Origin of the sequence: Pseudomonas maumuensis (genome assembly GCF_019139675.1) — a bacterium.
GTDB classification, from domain to species: domain Bacteria; phylum Pseudomonadota; class Gammaproteobacteria; order Pseudomonadales; family Pseudomonadaceae; genus Aquipseudomonas; species Aquipseudomonas maumuensis.
The window spans coordinates 5,002,754-5,020,601 of sequence record NZ_CP077077.1; the positions used below are offsets into that span (position 1 = coordinate 5,002,754).

15 protein-coding genes are annotated in these 17,848 nt (G+C 64.4%); 10 read left to right on the forward strand and 5 right to left on the reverse strand.

Going from position 1 to position 17,848, the window contains the following annotated elements; genetic code table 11:
* Positions 1 to 200 precede the first annotated feature (200 nt).
* Together dnaK and grpE are read right to left on the reverse strand one after the other, a co-directional pair.
* Positions 201 to 2,126 (reverse strand): molecular chaperone DnaK, encoded by a 1,926-nt coding sequence (gene dnaK, locus KSS90_RS22395; protein ID WP_217867301.1) that lies wholly within the window; start codon positions 2,124 to 2,126, stop codon positions 201 to 203.
* A 101-nt stretch (positions 2,127 to 2,227) separates the two neighbouring features.
* Positions 2,228 to 2,782, reverse strand: a complete 555-nt coding sequence (grpE, locus tag KSS90_RS22400; protein WP_217867302.1) for a nucleotide exchange factor GrpE — start codon at positions 2,780 to 2,782, stop codon at positions 2,228 to 2,230.
* Positions 2,783 to 2,965: 183 nt separating this feature from the next.
* Here grpE and recN point away from each other — a divergent pair, with 183 nt between their 5' ends.
* Positions 2,966 to 4,639 carry a DNA repair protein RecN gene (recN, locus tag KSS90_RS22405; protein ID WP_217867303.1) on the forward strand — a complete coding sequence of 558 codons (1,674 nt, stop codon included), beginning with the start codon at positions 2,966 to 2,968 and terminating at the stop codon, positions 4,637 to 4,639.
* Between the two features lie 77 nt (positions 4,640 to 4,716).
* Here the strand turns inward: recN and fur are convergent, their stop codons facing one another.
* Positions 4,717 to 5,121 (reverse strand): ferric iron uptake transcriptional regulator, encoded by a 405-nt coding sequence (fur, locus tag KSS90_RS22410; RefSeq protein ID WP_028691268.1) that lies wholly within the window; start codon positions 5,119 to 5,121, stop codon positions 4,717 to 4,719.
* A 97-nt stretch (positions 5,122 to 5,218) separates the two neighbouring features.
* Here fur and KSS90_RS22415 point away from each other — a divergent pair, with 97 nt between their 5' ends.
* The gene (locus KSS90_RS22415) at positions 5,219 to 5,737 is read left to right on the forward strand and encodes an outer membrane protein assembly factor BamE (RefSeq protein WP_217867304.1); all 519 of its coding nucleotides are present in this window, start codon (positions 5,219 to 5,221) and stop codon (positions 5,735 to 5,737) included.
* Between the two features lie 88 nt (positions 5,738 to 5,825).
* Here the strand turns inward: KSS90_RS22415 and KSS90_RS22420 are convergent, their stop codons facing one another.
* Positions 5,826 to 6,260: a type II toxin-antitoxin system RatA family toxin gene (locus KSS90_RS22420; RefSeq protein WP_046854056.1), complete on the reverse strand. Its 435-nt coding sequence runs from the start codon at positions 6,258 to 6,260 to the stop codon at positions 5,826 to 5,828.
* Positions 6,261 to 6,421: 161 nt separating this feature from the next.
* Between KSS90_RS22420 and smpB the strand changes: the two genes are divergently transcribed.
* Positions 6,422 to 6,904, forward strand: coding sequence for an SsrA-binding protein SmpB (smpB, locus tag KSS90_RS22425; protein WP_023629355.1), 483 nt, complete (start codon positions 6,422 to 6,424; stop codon positions 6,902 to 6,904).
* Between the two features lie 96 nt (positions 6,905 to 7,000).
* On the opposite strand, the gene KSS90_RS22430 is transcribed toward smpB, so the two are convergent.
* Positions 7,001 to 7,768, reverse strand: a complete 768-nt coding sequence (locus KSS90_RS22430) for an FCD domain-containing protein (RefSeq protein ID WP_023629356.1) — start codon at positions 7,766 to 7,768, stop codon at positions 7,001 to 7,003.
* A gap of 260 nt (positions 7,769 to 8,028) precedes the next feature.
* Here KSS90_RS22430 and KSS90_RS22435 point away from each other — a divergent pair, with 260 nt between their 5' ends.
* The 7 genes from KSS90_RS22435 to fis all read left to right on the forward strand — a co-directional run bounded on the left by KSS90_RS22435 (position 8,029) and on the right by fis (position 17,842).
* Complete coding sequence (locus tag KSS90_RS22435) at positions 8,029 to 9,699, forward strand: lactate permease LctP family transporter (RefSeq protein WP_102683181.1); 1,671 nt, start codon at positions 8,029 to 8,031, stop codon at positions 9,697 to 9,699.
* Positions 9,700 to 9,762: 63 nt separating this feature from the next.
* Positions 9,763 to 10,908 (forward strand): FMN-dependent L-lactate dehydrogenase LldD, encoded by a 1,146-nt coding sequence (gene lldD / locus KSS90_RS22440; protein WP_217867305.1) that lies wholly within the window; start codon positions 9,763 to 9,765, stop codon positions 10,906 to 10,908.
* Between the two features lie 71 nt (positions 10,909 to 10,979).
* Positions 10,980 to 13,790, forward strand: a complete 2,811-nt coding sequence (locus KSS90_RS22445; protein WP_217867306.1) for an FAD-binding and (Fe-S)-binding domain-containing protein — start codon at positions 10,980 to 10,982, stop codon at positions 13,788 to 13,790.
* Between the two features lie 256 nt (positions 13,791 to 14,046).
* Positions 14,047 to 14,925: a 50S ribosomal protein L11 methyltransferase gene (gene prmA / locus KSS90_RS22450; RefSeq protein ID WP_046854052.1), complete on the forward strand. Its 879-nt coding sequence runs from the start codon at positions 14,047 to 14,049 to the stop codon at positions 14,923 to 14,925.
* Between the two features lie 43 nt (positions 14,926 to 14,968).
* Positions 14,969 to 16,306: a DUF3426 domain-containing protein gene (locus KSS90_RS22455; protein ID WP_217867307.1), complete on the forward strand. Its 1,338-nt coding sequence runs from the start codon at positions 14,969 to 14,971 to the stop codon at positions 16,304 to 16,306.
* Between the two features lie 205 nt (positions 16,307 to 16,511).
* Positions 16,512 to 17,525 (forward strand): tRNA dihydrouridine synthase DusB, encoded by a 1,014-nt coding sequence (gene dusB / locus KSS90_RS22460; RefSeq protein WP_217867308.1) that lies wholly within the window; start codon positions 16,512 to 16,514, stop codon positions 17,523 to 17,525.
* The gene (fis, locus tag KSS90_RS22465) at positions 17,522 to 17,842 is read left to right on the forward strand and encodes a DNA-binding transcriptional regulator Fis (protein ID WP_011535876.1); all 321 of its coding nucleotides are present in this window, start codon (positions 17,522 to 17,524) and stop codon (positions 17,840 to 17,842) included. Before dusB ends, fis begins: the two co-directional genes overlap by 4 nt.
* Positions 17,843 to 17,848 lie beyond the last annotated feature (6 nt).

Sequence of the window (17,848 nt, forward strand, 5' to 3'; positions counted from 1 at the left end):
ACTCTTGGGGGCGTTCGGCATACCTCGGCGCATCGTGCGCCATGCCACCAGCACCTGCCGCCATAGGCGAAAACGCCCCGACAGATGCCGTAAATAATTCTCGTGTTCCAGACACGCCAACGCGGGAGCAAGCTCCCGCGCGGCGACATCCTACCAGCTCACCGACAAACGACGGTGAACTGGGCGACAACATGCAGGAATTACTGCTTGTTGTTGTCTTTTACTTCTTCGAACTCGGCGTCAACCACGTCGTCGTGCTTGGCTTCCGGCTCGGCCTGCTGGGCGCCGCCCTGCGGTTGCTCGGCCTGCTGCTCGGCGTACATCTTCTGGGCAACAGGGGCCGAAACCTTGGACAGCTCCTCGACCTTGGCGTCGATGGCAGCCTTGTCGTCGCCCTTGACGGCGGCTTCCAGGGCAACCACGGCGGCCTCGATGGCAGTCTTCTCTTCGGCAGTGACCTTGTCACCCGCTTCAGTGACCATCTTGCGGGTCGAGTGGACCAGCGCGTCACCCTGGTTACGGGCGGCGGCCAGCTCTTCGAACTTGCGGTCTTCCTCGGCGTTGGCCTCGGCGTCACGCACCATCTTTTCGATTTCTTCGTCGGACAGGCCGGAGTTGGCCTTGATCACGATCGACTGGGCCTTGCCGGTGGCCTTGTCCTTCGCACCGACGTGCAGGATGCCGTTGGCGTCGATGTCGAAGGTCACTTCGATCTGAGGCACGCCACGTGGTGCTGGCGGAATATCGGCCAGGTCGAACTTGCCCAGCGACTTGTTCTGCGAAGCTTGCTTGCGCTCGCCCTGCAGCACGTGAATGGTCACGGCGCCCTGGTTGTCGTCGGCGGTCGAGAACACCTGCGACTTCTTGGTCGGGATGGTGGTGTTCTTCTCGATCAGCGCGGTCATCACGCCACCCATGGTTTCGATACCCAGGGTCAGCGGGCTGACGTCCAGCAGCAGTACGTCCTTCACGTCACCGGCCAGAACGGCGCCCTGGATGGCAGCACCCATGGCGACGGCTTCGTCCGGGTTGACGTCCTTGCGCGCTTCCTTGCCGAAGAAGTCGGCAACGGCTTTCTGCACCATCGGCATACGGGTCTGGCCACCGACCAGGATCACGTCGTCGATCTTGCTGGCATCGATACCGGCGTCCTTCAGGGCGATGCGGCATGGCTCGATGGTACGGTTGACCAGGTCTTCGACCAGCGACTCCAGCTTGGCGCGGGAGATCTTCACGTTCAGGTGCTTCGGACCGGTTGCGTCTGCAGTGATGTACGGCAGGTTGACGTCGGTCGACTGGGCCGAGGACAGCTCGATCTTGGCTTTTTCAGCTGCTTCTTTCAGGCGCTGCAGAGCCAGGGGATCGTTCTTCAGGTCCATGCCGGACTCTTTCTTGAACTCGTCGACGAGGTAGTCGATCAGGCGCATGTCGAAGTCTTCGCCACCCAGGAAGGTGTCGCCGTTGGTAGCCAGTACTTCGAACTGGTGCTCACCGTCGACTTCGGCGATTTCGATGACCGACACGTCGAAGGTACCGCCACCCAGGTCATAGACGATGACGGTGTGGTCGCCCTTGCCCTTGTCCATGCCGTAGGCCAGCGCGGCGGCGGTCGGTTCGTTGATGATGCGCTTGACGTCCAGGCCAGCGATGCGGCCGGCGTCCTTGGTCGCCTGGCGCTGGCTGTCGTTGAAGTAGGCCGGCACGGTGATGACCGCTTCGGTGACAGGCTCGCCGAGGTAGTCTTCGGCGGTTTTCTTCATTTTCTTCAGGACTTCGGCGCTGATCTGCGGCGGAGCCATTTCTTTGCCGGAAGCTTCGACCCAGGCATCACCATTGTTCGCCTTGACGATCTTGTAAGGCACCAGCTTGATGTCTTTCTGAACGACGTCTTCTTCGAAGCGGCGGCCGATCAGGCGCTTCACTGCGAACAAGGTGTTGTGCGGGTTGGTGACTGCCTGGCGCTTGGCCGACTGGCCAACCAGGATTTCGCCGTCGTTGGCGTAGGCGATGATCGAAGGCGTGGTACGCGCGCCTTCGGCGTTCTCGATGACCTTGGCGGTGCCGTTTTCCAGCACGGAGACGCAGGAGTTGGTGGTCCCCAGGTCGATACCGATGATTTTACCCATGATGATTCTCCCGAAACTTGAATTTGGTAGCAGTGACTGCTTTGGCCATCTGCGCTAATACTTGAAGGCTTGACACCTAGATGGGGGCGCCCGGAAAGATTTCAAGCCTTTTCATTGATCGAAGGCTGTGGAGCGCTCGGCGCCTTGCTGACCACCACCATGGCGGGGCGCAGCAGGCGGCCGTTGAGCAGGTAACCCTTCTGGAACACGTTGATCACGCTGTTCGGCTCAACATCGGCGCTTTCCTGCATGGCCATCGCCTGGTGGTGTTCGGCGTTGAACGGCTGACCGTGCGGATCGACGGCTTCAAGGTTGTAGCGCTTGAGGGTGTCCTGGAACATCTTCAGGGTCAGCTCGACACCTTCACGGATCTTCTTGACGTTCTCGTCTTCGGCGCTGGAGTGCGCCAGGGCCAGCTCCAGGCTGTCGATCACCGGCAGCAGGTCGGAGGAGAATTTCTCCAGGGCGAACTTGTGCGCCTTCTCGACGTCCTGCTCGGCACGGCGACGGATGTTCTGCAGATCGGCGGCGGCGCGCAGGGATTGGTCCTTGGCGGCGGCCAGCTGCTCTTCGAGCTCCAGAACGCGCGCGTCGGCGGTTGCTGCACCGGCTTCTTCGGAATTCAGGTTCTTCTCATCCAGCTGTTCGTCAGCCATTGGGTTTCTCCTCCACGATTTCTGTCGTGCGAGCCAGGCTCGCCATGTCTTGCCGGCTATATGGGGTCGGAAAAACCAGGTTCAAGGGGGCAGGCGCTTTTCCACATTCGTCGACCGGCTATTGGCAGACTCGCGAAAAGCACTGTATAAATATCCAGACACGACCCCTCGGGAGCCGCCCCAATGCTGGTGCACCTGTCCATCCACAACTACGCCATCGTCGAACACCTCGACCTCGAGATCGCCCGAGGCATGTCCGTCATCACTGGTGAGACCGGGGCCGGCAAGTCGATCATGCTCGACGCCCTCGGCTTGGCCCTTGGCGATCGCGCCGACAGCGGCGTGGTGCGCCCGGGCACCGACAAGGCCGACATCCTCGCCACCTTCGACCTGGTCGACATCCCCGAGGCGCATGCCTGGCTCGCCGAACGCGACCTGGAAAGCGACGGCCCGTGCATCCTGCGCCGGGTGATCACCGCCGAGGGCCGAAGCCGCGGCTACATCAATGGCACCCCCTGCCCGCTGGGCGATCTCAAGGCCCTGGGCGAGCTACTGATCGACATCCACAGCCAGCACGAACACCAGTCGCTACTGAAAACCGACACCCACCGCCGCCTGGTGGACGAGTACGCCGGCGCCACCGACCTGGCCCGCCAGGTCCAGCTGGCCGCCAAGCGCTGGAACCAGACGCGCCAGGAGCTGGAGCGCCTGAGTAGCTCCGGCGACGAGCAACGGGCACGCCACCAGCTGCTCAGCTACCAGCTGGAAGAGCTGGACAACCTGGGCCTTGGCGAGAACGAGCTGGAACAGCTGGAGCAGGAGCACAAGAACCTGACCAACGCCGAGGCACTATTCGGCATCTGCCGCCAGGTCATCGACCAGTGCAGCGAAAGCGACTCGGGCAACGTACTGAGCGCCCTGACAGTCAGCCTCAACCGGCTCACCGCGGTCGTCAACGGCCCCAAGGCACTGGGCGAGGCGGTCAACCTCATCGCCAGTGCGCAGATCCAGGTGGAGGAAGCCGTCGGCGAGCTCAACCGCTTCCTCGACAACTTCGACGCCGACCCGATGCGCCTGCAGGCCCTGGAAGAGCGCCTGGACACCATCTATACCCTTGCCCGTAAGCACCGCATGCACCCTACCGAGCTGCCGAACCTGCAACAGCGCCTGATGGAGGAGCTGGAAGGCCTGAACGCCAGCGACGAATCGATCGAGCGACTGGGCGAGGAGCTGGCGGCCTTCGCCCAGCACTATAAAGAGAAGGCCATCGAGCTCAGCACCCTGCGCCAGCAGGCGGCCAAACAGCTGGCCACCGCCGTGGAGCAGGAAATCCAGCGCCTGGGCATGCCCGGCGGGCGTTTCTGTATCGAACTCACCCCCTTCGAAAGCACAGACCTCTCCCCCCACGGCCTGGAGCAGATCGAGCTACTGGTCAGTGCCAACCCCGGCCAGCCGCTCAAGGGCCTGGCCAAGGTCGCCTCGGGCGGTGAGCTGTCGCGCATCAGCCTGGCGATCCAGGTGATCACCGCACAGACTTCACGTATTCCGACACTGGTATTCGACGAAGTGGACGTGGGGATCGGCGGCCCGACGGCAGAAATCGTCGGCCAACTGCTCCGCCGCCTCGGCGAGCGCGGCCAGGTGCTGACCGTGACTCATCTGCCACAGGTAGCCGCCCAGGGGCATCACCACCTGTTCGTACACAAGGTGCGCAACAGCGACACTACACACACCGCCGTGGCCAGCCTGGGCAAGCGCGAGCGGGTCGAGGAAGTGGCGCGGATGCTGGGCGGCATCGACCTCACCAAGGAGTCGCTGGCCCATGCGCGCAAGATGGTGGTGACCAGCAAGAGCTGAGCGACCGAAGCGAGCCCAGGCCAGAAAACACAAAGGCGACCCGAAGGTCGCCTTTGTCGTCAATAACGATTAAATCGTTACTTCTTTTTACGCACATAGAGGACCAGATTGTGGTCCACCAGCTCGAAGCCATGCTCCGCCACGATCTCTTTCTGGCGCTTCTCGATTTCGGCATCGAAGAATTCAATGACTTCACCGCTGTCCACGTTGACCATGTGATCGTGGTGCTTGCCATCCGCCAGCTCGAACACCGCGTGGCCGCCATCAAAGTTGTGGCGCTCCACCAGGCCCGCCGCTTCGAATTGGGTCAGTACGCGGTACACGGTCGCCAGACCGACATCCTCGCCAGCTTCCATCAGCGCCTTGTACACATCCTCGGCACTCATGTGACGCTGCTCGGCGGAGTCGAGCATCTGAAGAATCTTTACTCGAGGCAGGGTTACCTTGAGGCCCGCTTTGCGCAATTCGCTATTTTCAACCATGGTCAGCTTTCTCGCCGATGCTGCTTCGCAGCTTCTCTTAATACGGGTATGATCGGGGTTTACGTTGTCCAGCCAAGATAGTGGAAGTCGCCCACCGATGCAAAACACCAAGCTCTTGCTAACCAGCCTCACCCTCGTGGGACTGCTCGCACTCGCCGGTTGCTCGTTTCCCGGGGTTTACAAAATCGACATCCAGCAGGGCAATGTCGTCACGCAGGACATGATAGACCAATTGCGTCCGGGAATGACCCGCCGACAAGTAAGGTTTATCATGGGCAACCCGCTGCTGCAGGACACTTTCCATACCAATCGCTGGGATTATCTCTACAGCCTGCAGCCTGGCGGCGGCCAGCGCCAGCAAGAGCGCATGAGCATTTTCTTCAACGAGAACGACCAGTTGGTCAACCTTTCCGGCGACTTCATGCCAGGCGTCAGCCGCGACCAGGAAATCCTCGGCGGCAGCGGCGACACCACGGTCAACCCAGACCAGCAGCCGAGCCAACCCGAGAAGCCAGCCAAGCCAGGCTCGCTGGAAGACTCGCTGCAAAAAGAAATCGACAACGTCGAGACCACCCCGGTACCGACACCAGCACCGCTGGAAACTTCGCCGCAGTAAATGCGCCGACACTAAAAAGCCCGGACAGGATCCGGGCTTTTTATTGCCTGCATGAATGGCGGGGTTTACTCACCCGCCACTTGCACCCTCAACCATTGAGCTGCTTGGCCCGCTGGCAGAAGGCATCGACCATCGTGTTGGCCGCCTGGTTGAACAGTGGCCCCAAGGTGGCCCGCACCAGGGCACCGGCGTAGTCGAACGAAAGGTCGAGGCTGATCTTGCAGGCCTTTTCTCCCAGCGGCTTGAACACCCAAAGCCCATGCAACTGGGTGAACGGCCCCTCTTCCAGATTCATCTCGATCGACTGCCCCGGCACCAGCACATTGCGCGTGATGAACTGCTGGCTCATGCCACCCTTGGCCACTTCCAGCCTGGCCCGCATGTGCGTGTCACTGGTCTCGAGCACCGTGGACGCCGAGCACCAGGGCAGGAACTCCGGGTAGCTCGCCACATCGTTGACCAGGTCGTAGAGCGCCTGGGCAGGGTACGGCAGCAGAGCGGAGCGTTGAATATGGGTAGTCATCCAGGCGTCACTTCCAAACTGGGCGGCAGCGCTTGTCAGCGCCTTGAAAACGGCTCTGCGCGGCAGAGCGTGGGTTGCATTGTCCGGGATTCACACAACAGGCTCAAGCGCAGCTAAACCCCGTAGCCGAGGACGCGGCGACTGCCTATAATGCCGCCCCTATGGCTAAACAAAAGAAGCATCCGACCGGGACCATCGCGCAGAACAAGAAAGCGCGACACGATTACTTCATCGAACACAAGTTCGAGGCCGGGCTGGTCCTGTCCGGTTGGGAAGTAAAAAGCCTGCGGGCCGGCAAGGCGCACCTGACCGACAGCTACGTGCTGCTCAAGGATGGCGAAGCCTGGCTGTTCGGCAGCCACATCACCCCGCTGAACACCGCCAGCACCCACGTCATTGCCGACCCCATCCGCACCCGCAAGCTGCTGCTGAACAAGCGCGAGCTCGAGCGCCTGGAAGCGGCCGTGGCGCAGAAGGGCTACACCTGCGTGGCGATGTCGCTGTACTGGAGCAAGCACCTGATCAAGTGCGAGATCGCACTCGGCAAGGGCAAGAAAGAGTTCGACAAGCGCGATACCGTGCGCGAGCGCGACTCCAACCGCGAGCTGCAGCGCACGATGCGCAACAAGGGCAAGGAAGAGTAAGCAGCCCTTCGCATTGCGGCCTGCCTCGCGGATGAATCCGCTCCTACAAGTTTCACCCCCTGTAGGAGCGGATTCATCCGCGATAAGCCACGATGCTCAGCGCCCGCTGCGCCGCTCCGCCCGCGCCACCCGCTGCGCTTCCTGCTGCGCCTCCTGCAGCACTTCCTGCACATACAGAATGTGCCGGCTGGACACCTCCCGCGCGTCCTCAGCACGCCCCTCGACAATCGCCAGATACAACTCGCGATGCTGGCTGATCAGCATGTCGCGGGTCTCCGTGCGTTGCTGGTACATGCCGCCAATGTTGGTCACCACATTGCGCTTGAGCAGGTCGAACAACCCGCGAATGGTGTGCAACAACACGGCATTGTGACTGGCCTCGGCAATGGCCAGATGGAAGCGCGCATCCGCCGCCCCCTCCTCTGCCCGGTCCACTTCACCGACACGGTTGTAGCAGTCCTGCAACGCATCGAAGGCAGTCTTGAGCCGCTCGCGATCCGGCTCGGTGGCGCGCTGCGCCGCGTAGTAGGCACAGGACGCCTCCAACGTGTGGCGAAACTCCAGCAGGTCACGCTGCGCCTCAGGACTGGATTCGAGCAGCTTCAGCAAGGGGTCGCTGAAGGTCGAGCCCAATGACTCGGCCACATAGTTGCCACCGCCCTGACGACTGACCAACAACCCTTTGGCCACCAGCTTCTGGATCGCCTCGCGCAACGACGGCCGCGACACGCCGAACTGCTCGGCCAGGGCGCGCTCGGCCGGCAGGCGCTGACCCGAGGTGAGGGTGCCTTCGAGAATCATCCCTTCCAACCGATCGACGATGTCGTCGGACAGGCGCCGCTGGCGGACCTGATCAAAAACCATCACATGCTCTCCACGAACCCCGGGGATGCGAATCCGGGGGCGCCTATTCTGCGCCTATCCGGCTTGCGCCGACACCCGTCAGGCGGCGTTTTTCCCAGCCAATCAGATGCCCGCTCATCGGCATCCGACCAAAGTTTCCCACAGGACAAATTGACACACCCTGCGTGGCGCTCTTAACCTAGCGACCAGCCATTGTAAATTGGTCTTACCAATTATCCAATGCCAGTGCCTTGACCAACAACAATTAGGGGCCACCCCATATGCAAACCTGGCAACAACTCTATACCCCGCTTGGTAGCCTTGGCCTGTCCGCGCTGGCGGCGGTCATCCCAATCGTGTTCTTCTTCCTCGCCCTCGCCGTGTTCCGCCTCAAGGGCCACGTCGCCGGCAGCATCACCCTGGCACTGTCGATCCTGGTGGCGATCTTCGCCTTCCAGATGCCTGTCGACATGGCGCTGGCCGCTGCGGGCTATGGCTTCCTCTACGGCCTGTGGCCGATTGCCTGGATCATCGTCGCCGCGGTGTTCCTCTACAAACTCACGGTCAAGAGTGGCCAGTTCGAAGTCATCCGCAGCTCGGTACTGTCGATCACCGACGACCAGCGCCTGCAGGTGCTGCTGATCGGCTTCTGCTTCGGCGCCTTCCTCGAAGGCGCGGCCGGCTTCGGCGCCCCGGTGGCGATCACCGCCGCGCTGCTGGTGGGCCTGGGCTTCAACCCACTGTACGCCGCCGGCCTGTGCCTGATCGCCAACACCGCCCCGGTGGCCTTCGGCGCCCTGGGCATCCCGATCATCGTCGCCGGCCAGGTGACTGGTATCGACGCCTTCCACATCGGCGCCATGACCGGTCGCCAGCTGCCGCTGCTGTCGCTGTTCGTGCCGTTCTGGCTGGTGTTCATGATGGACGGCGTGCGCGGCGTGAAAGAGACCTGGCCTGCCGCCCTGGTGGCCGGCCTGAGCTTCGCCGTCACCCAGTACTTCACCTCCAACTTCATCGGCCCGGAGCTGCCCGACATCACCTCGGCCCTGGCCAGCCTGATCGCCCTGACCCTGTTCCTCAAGGTCTGGCAGCCCAAGCGCGCGTTCGCCGAGGCCAAGGGCAGTGTCGGCGCCGCCGTCGTGCAGTCGAGCGGCAGCCAACCGAGCCCGTACAGCTTTGGCGAGATCTTCAAGGCCTGGTCGCCCTTCCTGATCCTCACCGTGCTGGTGACCATCTGGACCCTGAAACCGTTCAAGGCGGCCTTCGCCCCGGGCGGCGCGATGTACAACTTCGTGTTCAACTTCGCCATCCCGCACCTCGACCAGCTGGTGGTCAAGACCGCACCGATCGTCACAGCGCCCACCGCCATGCCGGCGGTGTTCAAGCTCGACCCGATCTCCGCCACCGGCACCGCGATCTTCCTCTCGGCACTGATCTCGATGTGGGTGCTGAAGATCAACTTCAAAACTGGTCTGACCACTTTCAAAGAGACCTTCTGGGAACTGCGCTGGCCGATCCTGTCGATCGGCATGGTGCTGGCCTTCGCCTTCGTCACCAACTACTCGGGCATGTCCTCGACCATGGCCCTGGTGCTGGCCGGCACCGGCGCGGCGTTCCCGTTCTTCTCGCCGTTCCTCGGCTGGCTGGGCGTGTTCCTGACCGGCTCGGACACCTCGTCCAACGCCCTGTTCAGCTCGCTGCAGGCCACCACCGCGCACCAGATCGGCGTCAGCGACACCCTGCTGGTGGCGGCCAACACCAGCGGCGGCGTGACCGGCAAGATGATCTCGCCGCAGTCGATCGCCGTGGCCTGCGCGGCCACCGGCCTGGTCGGCAAGGAATCCGACCTGTTCCGCTTCACCGTCAAGCACAGCCTGTTCTTCGCCACCATCGTCGGCCTGATCACTCTGGTCCAGGCCTACTGGCTCACTGGCATGCTGGTTCATCACTAAAGTGACAGGGGCCGGGCGCCTTGACGCGCCCGGCACTCCCCACAAGCAACGCTGCGAGAATCCATGATCATTTCCGCCTCCACCGACTATCGCGCCGCGGCCCAACGCAAGCTGCCCCCCTTCCTGTTCCACTACGCCGACGGCGGCGCCTACGCCGAGCACACCCTGCGCCACAACGTCTCGGACCTGGCCGGCATCGCCTTGCGCCAGCGCGTACTGAAGAACATGTCCGAGCTGAGCCTGCAGACAAAACTGTTCGACGAAACCTTGAGCATGCCCGTGGCCCTGGCCCCGGTCGGCCTCACCGGCATGTACGCCCGCCGTGGCGAAGTGCAGGCGGCACGCGCAGCGGCGGCACACGGCATCCCGTTCACGATGTCGACGGTATCGGTGTGCCCGATCGAGGAAGTGGCCCCGGCCATCGACCGGCCAATGTGGTTCCAGCTGTATGTGCTCAAGGACCGCGGCTTCATGCGCAACGCCCTGGAGCGCGCCAAGGCCGCCGGAGTGAAGACCCTGGTGTTCACCGTCGACATGCCCGTGCCCGGCGCCCGCTACCGCGATGCCCACTCCGGCATGAGCGGCGCCAACGGCCCGCTACGCCGCGTGCTGCAAGCCATGACCCACCCACAATGGGCCTGGGACGTCGGCGTGATGGGCCGCCCGCACGACCTGGGCAATATCTCCGCCTACCGCGGCAACCCCACGGGCCTGGCCGACTACATCGGCTGGCTGGGCAACAACTTCGACCCGTCCATCTCCTGGAAAGACCTGGAGTGGATCCGCGAATTCTGGAACGGCCCGATGATCATCAAGGGCATCCTCGACGCCGATGACGCCCGTGACGCGGTCAAGTTCGGCGCCGACGGCATCGTCGTCTCCAACCACGGCGGCCGCCAGCTCGATGGCGTGCTGTCCAGCGCCCGCGCCCTGCCGGCCATCGCCGACGCGGTGAAGGGCGATATCAAGATCCTCGCCGACTCCGGCATCCGCAGCGGCCTCGATGTGGTGCGCATGATCGCCCTGGGCGCCGACAGCGTGCTGATCGGCCGCGCCTTCCTCTATGCCCTGGCCACCCATGGCGAAGCCGGGGTGAAGAACCTGCTGGAGCTGTTCGAGAAGGAGATGCGCGTGGCCATGGTGCTGACCGGCGCCAAGTCCATCGGCGAGATCAGCAAAGACTCGCTGGTCCGCGAACTGGGCGCCTGAGCGCGCCCGCCAACGCCTGAATACCCGGGGCACGCCGCGCGCCAGACGCCGCGGCCCCGCGAGGAGACTGCATGAGCCTGCCCGCCGCGTTCCTGCGTGATGCCGAGCGCCTGATCCCCGCCGAACGCCGCTTCGACGACCCGACCTCGACCCTGGCCTTCGGCACCGACGCCAGCTTCTACCGGCTGATCCCCAAGCTGGTGCTGCGCGTGGAGTCCGAGGACGAAGTGGTCGAGCTGATCCAGCTGGCACAGCGCGAGCGGGTGCCGGTGACCTTCCGCGCCGCCGGCACCAGCCTGTCCGGCCAGGCCATCAGCGACTCGGTGCTGATCGTGCTCGGCGACAACTGGAATGGCCGGGAGATTCGCCACCAGGGCGGGCAGATCCGCCTGCAACCCGGTGTGATCGGCGCCCAGGCCAATGCCTGGCTGGCCCCCTATGGGCGCAAGATCGGACCGGACCCGGCGTCGATCAACGCCTGCAAGATCGGCGGCATCGTCGCCAACAATGCCAGCGGCATGTGCTGCGGCACCGCGCAGAACACCTACCACACCCTCGCCGGCCTGCGCCTGGTGCTGGCCGATGGCACCCGCCTGGACAGCGAAGACCCAACCAGTGTCGCCGCCTTCGAGCACAGCCACGCCGGCCTGCTGGACGAACTGGCCCGCCTTGGCCGCGAGACCCGCGCCAATACCGCGCTGACTGAGCGCATCCGGCACAAGTACCGGCTGAAAAACACCACGGGGCTATCACTCAATGCACTGGTGGACTACGACCAGCCGCTCGATATCCTGCAGCACCTGCTGGTCGGCTCCGAAGGCACCCTTGGTTTCATCAGTGCCGTCACCTACAACACCGTGCCCGACCACCCGCACAAGGCCAGCGCGCTGCTGGTGTTCCCCAGCGTCGAAAGCTGCTGCCGCGCCGTGACCGTGCTCAAGCGCCAGCCTGTCTCCGCCGTGGAGCTGCTCGACCGCCGCAGCCTGCGCTCGGTGCAGGAGATGCCGGGCATGCCGGCATGGGTCAAGGGCCTGTCGGCCAACGCCTGCGCCCTGCTGATCGAGTGCCGCGCCGCCAGCCAGAGCCTGCTGCACGAGCAGCTCGAGCAGGTGATGGCGTCCATCGACGACTACCCGCTGGAGCAGAAGGTCGCGTTCAGCGAAGACCCGGCGGTGTACAACCAGCTGTGGAAGATCCGCAAGGACACCTTCCCCGCCGTCGGCGCCGTGCGCCAGACCGGCACCACGGTGATCATCGAGGACGTGACCTTCCCCATCGAGCAACTGGCCGAAGGCGTCAACCGCCTGATCCAGCTGTTCGACAAGCACCGCTACGACGAGGCGATCATTTTCGGCCACGCCCTGGAAGGCAACCTGCACTTCGTCTTTACCCAGGGCTTCAACAGCGCCGAGGAAGTGGCGCGCTACCAGGCCTTCATGGACGACGTGGCGCAGCTGGTGGCAGTGGAATTCGGCGGCTCGCTCAAGGCCGAGCACGGCACCGGGCGCAACATGGCGCCCTTCGTCGAGCTGGAATGGGGGCATGACGCCTACCAGCTGATGTGGAAGCTCAAGCGCCTGCTCGACCCCAACGGCATCCTCAACCCCGATGTGGTGCTGAGCGAGGACCCCGACATCCACCTGAAGAACCTCAAGCCGCTGCCGGCTGCCGACGAGATCGTCGACAAGTGCATCGAGTGCGGTTTCTGCGAGCCGGTGTGTCCGTCGAAAGGGCTTACCTTGAGCCCACGCCAGCGTATCGTCATGTGGCGCGACATCCAGGCGAAGAAACGCGCCGGCGTTGATACCCGCGAACTGCTGCGCACCTACCAGTACCAGGGCATCGACACCTGCGCCGCCACCGGCCTGTGCGCCCAGCGCTGCCCGGTGGGCATCAACACCGGCGAGCTGGTGAAGAAGCTGCGCGGTCAGGCGGCCGAGCACGGCAAGGCCGCCGACTGGCTGGCCGAGCATTTCCACGCCACCCTGCGCGGCGCGCGCTTCACGCTGGCCGCCGCCAATGGCGCGCGCAAGCTGCTCGGCGCCCCGCGCATGAGCCGGCTCAGCGCCCGCCTGAGCAAGGCCAGCAAAGGTCGCCTGCCGCAGTGGACCCCCGCCATGCCGCAGCCGCTGCGGGCCGTCGAGCTCAGCACCGCGAGCCACGACGCCCGCCCTCGCGTGGTCTACCTGGCCGCCTGCGTTTCGCGGGTGATGGGCCCGGCCTTCGCCGACCGCGAGCAGAGTTCGCTGCTGGACAAGACCCGTGCCCTGCTGGAGAAGGCCGGCTACCAGGTAGTGTTCCCGGACAACGCCGACAGTCTGTGCTGTGGCCAGCCGTTCGCCTCCAAGGGCTACCCCGAGCAGGCCGAGCACAAACGCCAGGAACTGATCAATGCGCTGCTGCACGCCAGCCGTGGCGGCCTTGACCCGATCTACTGCGACACCAGCCCCTGCACCCTGCGCCTGGTCCAGGACCTGGGCGAATCGCGGCTGGACCTGTACGACCCGGTGCGCTTCATCCGTACCCACCTGGTCGACAAACTGGAGTTCACTCCCCAGGACGAGCCCGTGGCGGTGCATGTGACCTGCAGCACCCAGCACCTGGGCGAAAGCCAGGCGCTGATCGACCTGGCGCGGCGCTGCAGCAAGCAGGTAGTGATCCCCGAAGGCATTCATTGCTGCGGCTTCGCCGGCGACAAGGGCTTCACCACACCGGAGCTCAATGCCCATTCGCTGCGCACGCTCAAGGACGCGGTGCAGTATTGCAACGAGGGGATCTCCACCAGCCGCACCTGCGAGATCGGCCTGTCCAGCCACAGTGGCATCGACTATCACGGGCTGGTCTACCTGGTAGACCGAGTGACGCGGGCGCGCAGTCTCTGAGGCCAGGGCTTTCTCGCACCGGCCTCTCGCCGGCAAGCCGGCTCCCACCCCGACCGCGCTAGCCCAAAGCAATGTGCCTTCCTGTGGGAGCCGGCTTGCCGGCGAGAGGCCGGTGCAGGCAAACAAGCCAGTTGCTCCCACAGGTATGGCGCATGCCGGCATGCGACTTCTGCACAAACCCCACGCACTCAAGTAAACTGGCGGCCTTTTCGCGCAGCCTCGGGCTGCCCCTGTCGATTTACCAAAGGTGCCCGCCATGCCCTGGCTGCAAGTACGCCTGGCCATCAGCCCGGAACAAGCCGAAACCTACGAAGACGCCCTGCTTGAAGTGGGCGCCGTCTCGGTGACTTTCATGGACGCCGAAGACCAGCCGATCTTCGAACCGGACCTCAACACCACTCCGCTGTGGTCGCACACGCACCTGCTGGCGCTGTTCGAGGCCGATGCCGAGCCCGAGCAGGTGTTCGCCCACCTGCGCCTGCTGACCGGCGCCGAGCTGCCCGAGTACCACGCCGAGGTGATCGAGGACCAGGACTGGGAACGCAGCTGGATGGACAACTTCCAGCCGATGCGTTTTGGCCAGCGCCTGTGGATCGTGCCGAGCTGGCACGAAGCCCCGGAAAAGGACGCGGTCAACCTGCTGCTCGACCCGGGCCTGGCCTTTGGCACGGGTACCCACCCGACCACCGCGCTGTGCCTGGAATGGCTCGACGGCCAGCAGCTGCAAGGCACGCAAGTGCTCGACTTCGGCTGCGGCTCGGGCATCCTGGCCATTGCCGCGCTGCTGCTCGGTGCCCGCCACGCGGTCGGCACCGACATCGACGTGCAGGCTATCGAAGCCTCGCGTGACAACGCCCAGCGCAACGGCATTGCCGACGACACGTTCGACCTGTACCTGCCCGAGCAGATGCCGGCCATGCAGGCCGACGTGCTGGTCGCCAACATCCTGGCCGGCCCGCTGGTATCGCTGGCGCCGCAGCTGTCCGGCCTGGTGCGCCCCGGCGGCCTGCTGGCGCTGTCGGGCATCCTCGCCGAACAGGGCGAGGAAGTGGCCGCCGCCTATGCCGCCGACTTCGACCTGGACCCGATCGTCGTGCGCGACGGCTGGGTACGTATCAGTGGTCGCCGCCGCTAAGCGCGCCTAGACTCATCTCCTGCACAGCTTCCCGGACAGCCGCATGACCGACAGTTTCGTCACCCAGTGCCCGCATTGCCAGACCAGCTTTCGCGTCACCCATCACCAGTTGAGCGTGGCCCGCGGCGTGGTGCGCTGCGGCCAATGCCTGCAGGTGTTCAACGCGGCGAAACAACTGCTGGAGCAGAACCGCGCCGCGGCTGGTGAAGCCGACTCCCCTGCACCGGTGCCGGCACCGGCAGTCGAACCGGTCGTGCCAGCACCGGCAGCCGTGCAACCGGAGGTTGCCCCACCAGCACCGAGCGAGGACAACTGGACGGTCACGGCCGAGGAGCTGGATGCCCTCGACCTCGACCAGGAGCTGGCGCGCCTTGAACGGCGCAGCCCGGGTGATCGACGCGCGGCCCCGGCCAAGGGCCTGTTGCAGGCACGCCGCGACGACCAAGTCAGCGATGGGCCAGGCGACGAACCTTTCGGCACAGCCACCGATGACGACCGCGAGCCGGAGCAGGAGCGCGAGGACGCGCCGATGCTGCTCGAGCAGGAGCCGCTGGACCTTGCGCCAGCAGCCGACGCACGCACCGAGCCCACCCTCGGCTCGACCAGCCTCGATTTGGACGATGAGCCGCCAGTACGCCATCAATCCCTCGCCGACGACTTCGACATACCCGCCGAGCGCCTGTCCAGCCGCGACGAGCCTGTTGCGGAAAAAGGCTTTTCGGCGCTGGATGACGAGGTACGCAGCGAAGCGCTCTCGGCCCGCGAAGATGCCCCCGACGAACACCCCGAGCCACGCCTGGAACCGAGCCTGGCCGCCAAGCCCGAGCGTTCGCGTAAGGAGCCGCTGGTCGACGTGGTCGACGACCCGCTGCAACTGGGCTGGGAAAAGCCCGCCCCGAACTGGGGCAAGCGCCTGCTGTGGGGTTTCCTGACCCTGCTGGCCGCCGGCCTGCTGGCATTCCAGTACGTCTGGTTCCACTTCGACGAGATGGCCCGCCAGGACCAGTACCGCCCATGGTTCCAGCAGCTGTGCCCGGTGTTCGGCTGCCAGGTGCCGACCCGCGTCGACATCTCGCGGATCAAGAGCAGCAACCTGGTAGTGCGCAGCCACCCGGACTTCAAAGGGGCGCTGATCGTCGATGCGATCATCTACAACCGCGCGCCCTTCGCCCAGCCCTTCCCGCTGCTCGAGCTGCGCTTTGCCGACCTCAACGGTCAGTTGATCGCCAGCCGGCGCTTCAAGCCCAGCGAGTACCTGTCGGGCGAGCTGGCCGGGCGCGGTGAAATGCCCAGCCAGACGCCGATCCACATCGCCCTGGACATCCTCGACCCCGGGCCGAAGGCGGTGAACTACAGCCTGAGCTTCCGCTCGCCGGAATAAGCGACAAGCGGCAAGCTTCAAGCCGCAAGTAAAAGCCCGCCTGCAGGCCTCTTGCAGCTTGAAGCTTGCCGCTAGGCACTGGGTGTCATAACGCCGCAACTGTTCAGATTTTATCCAGATTCATCTTTATCCGGTCATCGAGAGCGGGTATCATGCCATCCCTTTTTCGAACTCCAATGATTCGGCCCCACAACAGGGAACACCTATGTCGGCGGTACGCATCGGCCCTTACACACTGCAGAACAACCTGATCCTGGCCCCCATGGCCGGCGTCACGGACCAGCCTTTCCGCACCCTGTGCAAACGCCTGGGGGCGGGCATGGTGGTATCGGAGATGGTCTCCAGCGACATGCGCCTGTGGAACAGCCGCAAGTCGAGCCTGCGCCGTATCCACGAGGGCGATCCCGAGCCACGCTCGGTGCAGATCGCCGGTGGCGACGCGCAGATGATGGCCGAGGCGGCCCGGGCCAACGTCGAGGCCGGCGCGCAGATCATCGACATCAACATGGGCTGCCCGGCGAAAAAAGTCTGCAACAAGGCCGCAGGCTCTGCTTTATTGAGAGATGAAGCCTTGGTCACCGAAATCCTCCATGCCGTCGTCGGCGCCGTGGACGTGCCGGTGACGCTGAAGATCCGCACCGGCTGGGACCGGGCGAGCAAGAACGGCCTGAACGTGGCGAAGATCGCCGAACAGGCCGGCATCCAGGCGCTGGCGGTGCATGGCCGCACACGCGCCGACCTGTACACCGGTGACGCCGAGTACGACACCATCGCCGCGATCAAGCAGGCGGTGTCGATCCCGGTATTCGCCAATGGCGACATCACCTCGCCGGAAAAGGCCCGGGCAGTGCTGCATGCCACCGGCGCCGACGGCCTGCTGATCGGCCGCGCCGCCCAAGGGCGGCCGTGGATTTTCCGCGAGATCGAGCATTACCTGCGCACGGGCGAGCACCTGCCCGCCCCGGCGCTGGACGAAGTGGAACGCATTCTGCTGGAGCACCTGGCCGCGCTGCATGCCTTCTATGGCGATGTGATGGGCGTGCGGATCGCCCGCAAGCACGTTGGCTGGTACCTGGCAACCCGACCTGGCGGCAAGGAGTTCCGCAGCCAGTTCAACGCTTTGCAAGACACACAAGCGCAGTGCGCCAACGTTCAGGCGTTTTTCGCCGAACGTCGACAGAGCCTTGGGACAGAGGACGAACAAGGGGTGGCCGCATGACGATGATGACCGAGACATTAGTGAGTGGAACAACGCCCGTGAGCGACAACGCCAACCTCAAGCAGCACCTGAACACGCCGAGCGAAGAGGGCCAGACCCTGCGCGACAGCGTCGAGAAGGCGTTGCACAACTACTTCGCCCACCTGGAAGGCGCTACCGTCACGGACGTGTACAACCTGGTGCTCTCGGAAGTCGAGGCGCCCTTGCTCGAATGCGTGATGAACTACGTCAAGGGCAACCAGACCAAGGCCAGCGAGATGCTCGGGCTCAACCGAGGCACGCTGCGCAAGAAGCTCAAGCAGTACGATCTGTTGTAAGGCCAG

Excerpts from the sequence above, each read along its gene's own strand:
- dnaK (WP_217867301.1), bottom strand. The coding sequence starts at position 2,126 with ATGGGTAAAATCATCGGTATCGACCTGGGGACCACCAACTCCTGCGTC.
- grpE (WP_217867302.1), bottom strand. The coding sequence starts at position 2,782 with ATGGCTGACGAACAGCTGGATGAGAAGAACCTGAATTCCGAAGAAGCC.
- recN (WP_217867303.1), top strand. The coding sequence starts at position 2,966 with ATGCTGGTGCACCTGTCCATCCACAACTACGCCATCGTCGAACACCTC.
- fur (WP_028691268.1), bottom strand. The coding sequence starts at position 5,121 with ATGGTTGAAAATAGCGAATTGCGCAAAGCGGGCCTCAAGGTAACCCTG.
- KSS90_RS22415 (WP_217867304.1), top strand. The coding sequence starts at position 5,219 with ATGCAAAACACCAAGCTCTTGCTAACCAGCCTCACCCTCGTGGGACTG.
- KSS90_RS22420 (WP_046854056.1), bottom strand. The coding sequence starts at position 6,260 with ATGACTACCCATATTCAACGCTCCGCTCTGCTGCCGTACCCTGCCCAG.
- smpB (WP_023629355.1), top strand. The coding sequence starts at position 6,422 with ATGGCTAAACAAAAGAAGCATCCGACCGGGACCATCGCGCAGAACAAG.
- KSS90_RS22430 (WP_023629356.1), bottom strand. The coding sequence starts at position 7,768 with ATGGTTTTTGATCAGGTCCGCCAGCGGCGCCTGTCCGACGACATCGTC.
- KSS90_RS22435 (WP_102683181.1), top strand. The coding sequence starts at position 8,029 with ATGCAAACCTGGCAACAACTCTATACCCCGCTTGGTAGCCTTGGCCTG.
- lldD (WP_217867305.1), top strand. The coding sequence starts at position 9,763 with ATGATCATTTCCGCCTCCACCGACTATCGCGCCGCGGCCCAACGCAAG.
- KSS90_RS22445 (WP_217867306.1), top strand. The coding sequence starts at position 10,980 with ATGAGCCTGCCCGCCGCGTTCCTGCGTGATGCCGAGCGCCTGATCCCC.
- prmA (WP_046854052.1), top strand. The coding sequence starts at position 14,047 with ATGCCCTGGCTGCAAGTACGCCTGGCCATCAGCCCGGAACAAGCCGAA.
- KSS90_RS22455 (WP_217867307.1), top strand. The coding sequence starts at position 14,969 with ATGACCGACAGTTTCGTCACCCAGTGCCCGCATTGCCAGACCAGCTTT.
- dusB (WP_217867308.1), top strand. The coding sequence starts at position 16,512 with ATGTCGGCGGTACGCATCGGCCCTTACACACTGCAGAACAACCTGATC.
- fis (WP_011535876.1), top strand. The coding sequence starts at position 17,522 with ATGACGATGATGACCGAGACATTAGTGAGTGGAACAACGCCCGTGAGC.